The sequence below is a fragment of the Nostocoides sp. genome, assembly GCF_035343835.1.
Classification (GTDB): domain Bacteria; phylum Actinomycetota; class Actinomycetes; order Actinomycetales; family Dermatophilaceae; genus Nostocoides_A; species Nostocoides_A vanveenii.
In genome coordinates, this window is sequence record NZ_DAOQZV010000063.1 from 1 (window position 1) to 2,255 (window position 2,255).

The 2,255-nt window shown below is 67.5% G+C and carries 3 protein-coding genes; 2 read left to right on the forward strand and 1 reads right to left on the reverse strand.

Going from position 1 to position 2,255, the window contains the following annotated elements; all coding sequences use genetic code 11:
- The coding region (locus PKH97_RS06495; RefSeq protein WP_324386592.1) for an ATP-binding protein at nucleotides 1-1,039 on the reverse strand (1,039 nt) is incomplete at its 3' end.
- A gap of 200 nt (nucleotides 1,040-1,239) precedes the next feature.
- Between PKH97_RS06495 and PKH97_RS06500 the strand changes: the two genes are divergently transcribed.
- Together PKH97_RS06500 and PKH97_RS06505 are read left to right on the forward strand one after the other, a co-directional pair.
- Nucleotides 1,240-1,656, forward strand: a complete 417-nt coding sequence (locus tag PKH97_RS06500) for a nuclear transport factor 2 family protein (protein ID WP_324386593.1) — start codon at nucleotides 1,240-1,242, stop codon at nucleotides 1,654-1,656.
- 23 nt (nucleotides 1,657-1,679) lie between these two features.
- Entirely contained in the window at nucleotides 1,680-2,243 is a 564-nt protein-coding gene (locus tag PKH97_RS06505) for a PadR family transcriptional regulator (protein WP_324386594.1), read from the forward strand.
- Nucleotides 2,244-2,255 lie beyond the last annotated feature (12 nt).

Sequence of the window (2,255 nt, forward strand, 5' to 3'; positions counted from 1 at the left end):
GCCCGCCGACGACCGCGCCGTCCAGGTCGACCAGGGCGACTGCGGCCATCGCGCGTAGGTAGTCGCGCTCGGCGGGCGTGGCTCGTTCATACCGGCTCCCGAAGAAGCCGACGGCGAGTTCGGCCTCGGCGCGCGGGACCGCGACGCGGACATCGTCGGCCGTGATCGGGGTCGCAGGCGCGACATCCCAGACTTCCTTGCCGTATGCCTGGATGAAATAGGGATATCCGCCCGTCACCGCATACATGTGGTCGAGGGCGTCCGGGGTGAAGGCGGCGTCCTCGTCCGCGGCCGGCACGCTCAGCGCTGCAGCGGCGGCGTCACGCTCTAGGCGATCGATGCGGGCATACCGGAATAGCCTCTCGGAGTAGGACTTTGAGGCCGAGAGGACGGCCGGGAGGTGGGGCAGCCCGGCGCCGACGACGAGGACGGGCAGCGAGGCCTGAGAGATCTCGTGACAGGCCGCGCATAGCGCCGAGATGTCCTCAGGCCCGAGGTCCTGCATCTCGTCGATGAAGATCGCGACCCCCCGCCCGAGGTCGGCGGCGAGGCCGCCGATGTCGGTCAGGAGTTCAACCAGGTCGATCTCGATATCGCCCGAATCCGCCCGCCCCGGAACGGCATTCACGTCGATACCTGGATTCCATCGGTCTCGCAGTTTCGCGTTGGGTGCGTTGTCCCGTTGGGCAAAGGACTTGATGACGCCGAGCACGTGGTCGACCTGATCCGCTTGCGTATGCCCGAGTTCCCGCACGGCGACATGCGCCGCTGCCGCGATCGGCCGCCGCAAGGTCTGATCGGGCCGTGCCTCGAACTTCCCTGTGCCCCAACCGGCTCGGACGGCTTGGCCGCGAAGGGCGTTGAGCAGCACCGTCTTTCCGACACCCCGCAATCCGGTCAGGATCAGCGAGCGCTCGGGGCGCCCTTTTGCCACCCGCTGCAGCACCACGTCGAAGGTCTGTAGCTGCTCATCGCGCCCGGCGAGCTCGGGCGGGCGCTGGCCGGCGCCGGGGGCATAAGGGTTCCGGATCGGGTCCATGCAGGCATCGTATGCGGGCGTCTAAGGATTACGTGAGAGCACGACATACACGGCGCGTGGCGCGGAACTCATGGACTCGGGGTACGCAGGCGTGGGGAGTGTGCGCGCCGCAGGCGCCCGCGTGACGCCGAACCCGTGGACACGGCATACCGCCCTGCCTATATTCATGACTAGTCAACGAGTTGCCTAAGGAGCATGTCATGCACGCCTTCCGAGCGGCCGTCGAGGCGCGCGATCTCGACGCCATTGCCGACCTGCTGGCCGATGACGTGCGTTTCACGAGCCCGGTGGCGTTCACGCCCTATGACGGCAAGCCGATCACGGCAGCGATCCTGCGCGGGGTCCTGCGGGTGTTCGAGGACTTCCACTACGTCCGCGAGATCGTCGATGCCGGCGGGCGAGACTCCGCGCTCGTCTTCGAGGCGACGGTGGACGGCAAGGTCGTGAACGGCTGCGACTTCATTCGCACCGATGGCGACGGCAAGATCGTCGACCTCATGGTGATGGTGCGCCCACTGCAGGGCGCCCACGCCCTCTCGGCCGCCATGGGTGAGCAATTCGGCCGGATCCAGGCCGAGGCGATCGCCGAGCTCGCGGCTAGGCAACGGATTGACTAGTCAACGCCGCCTAGGCTGACGTGATGGCGCTGCGCGACGCGATTCTGGCCACTCTTCTCGACGGCGAGTCGTCGGGCTATGACCTGGCCAAGACGTTCGACGGCTCGATCGCCAACTTCTGGATGGCCGCGCCCCAGCAGCTCTACCGCGAGTTGGAGCGCATGGAGGCCGACGGTCTGGTCGAGGCGCGTCTGGTCGAGCAGGCTAAGCGGCCCAACAAGCGCGTTTTCCAGCTGACACCTGCGGGGGTCGATGCTTTGCGCGCGTTTGCGGCACAGGAGGCCAAGCCGTCCGCCATCCGAGACGACCTGCTCGTGCAGGTACAGGCCGTGGACATCGTGGAGCCCGATCTGGTCAGCGGGCACCTCGTCGAGCGGTTGGCCATCGCCCGAGAGAGGCTGCAGCGTTTCGAGCAATTGCGCGATCGGCTGCTGGACGGCCGCGAAGAGGACTCCTTCCTGCACACGGCGACCCGGATCGGCCCTTATCTGACGCTGCGCCGGGGGATCACTTTCGAGCGCGAGAACATCGAATGGTGCGCGTGGGCGATCCGCGTGCTCGATGCGCGAGGGCCCGCCTGCGACTGATGCCTCCGGCGA

Coding starts and splice junctions, on each gene's coding strand:
- PKH97_RS06505 (WP_324386594.1), top strand. CDS start 1,680: ATGGCGCTGCGCGACGCGATTCTGGCCACTCTTCTCGACGGCGAGTCG.
- PKH97_RS06500 (WP_324386593.1), top strand. CDS start 1,240: ATGCACGCCTTCCGAGCGGCCGTCGAGGCGCGCGATCTCGACGCCATT.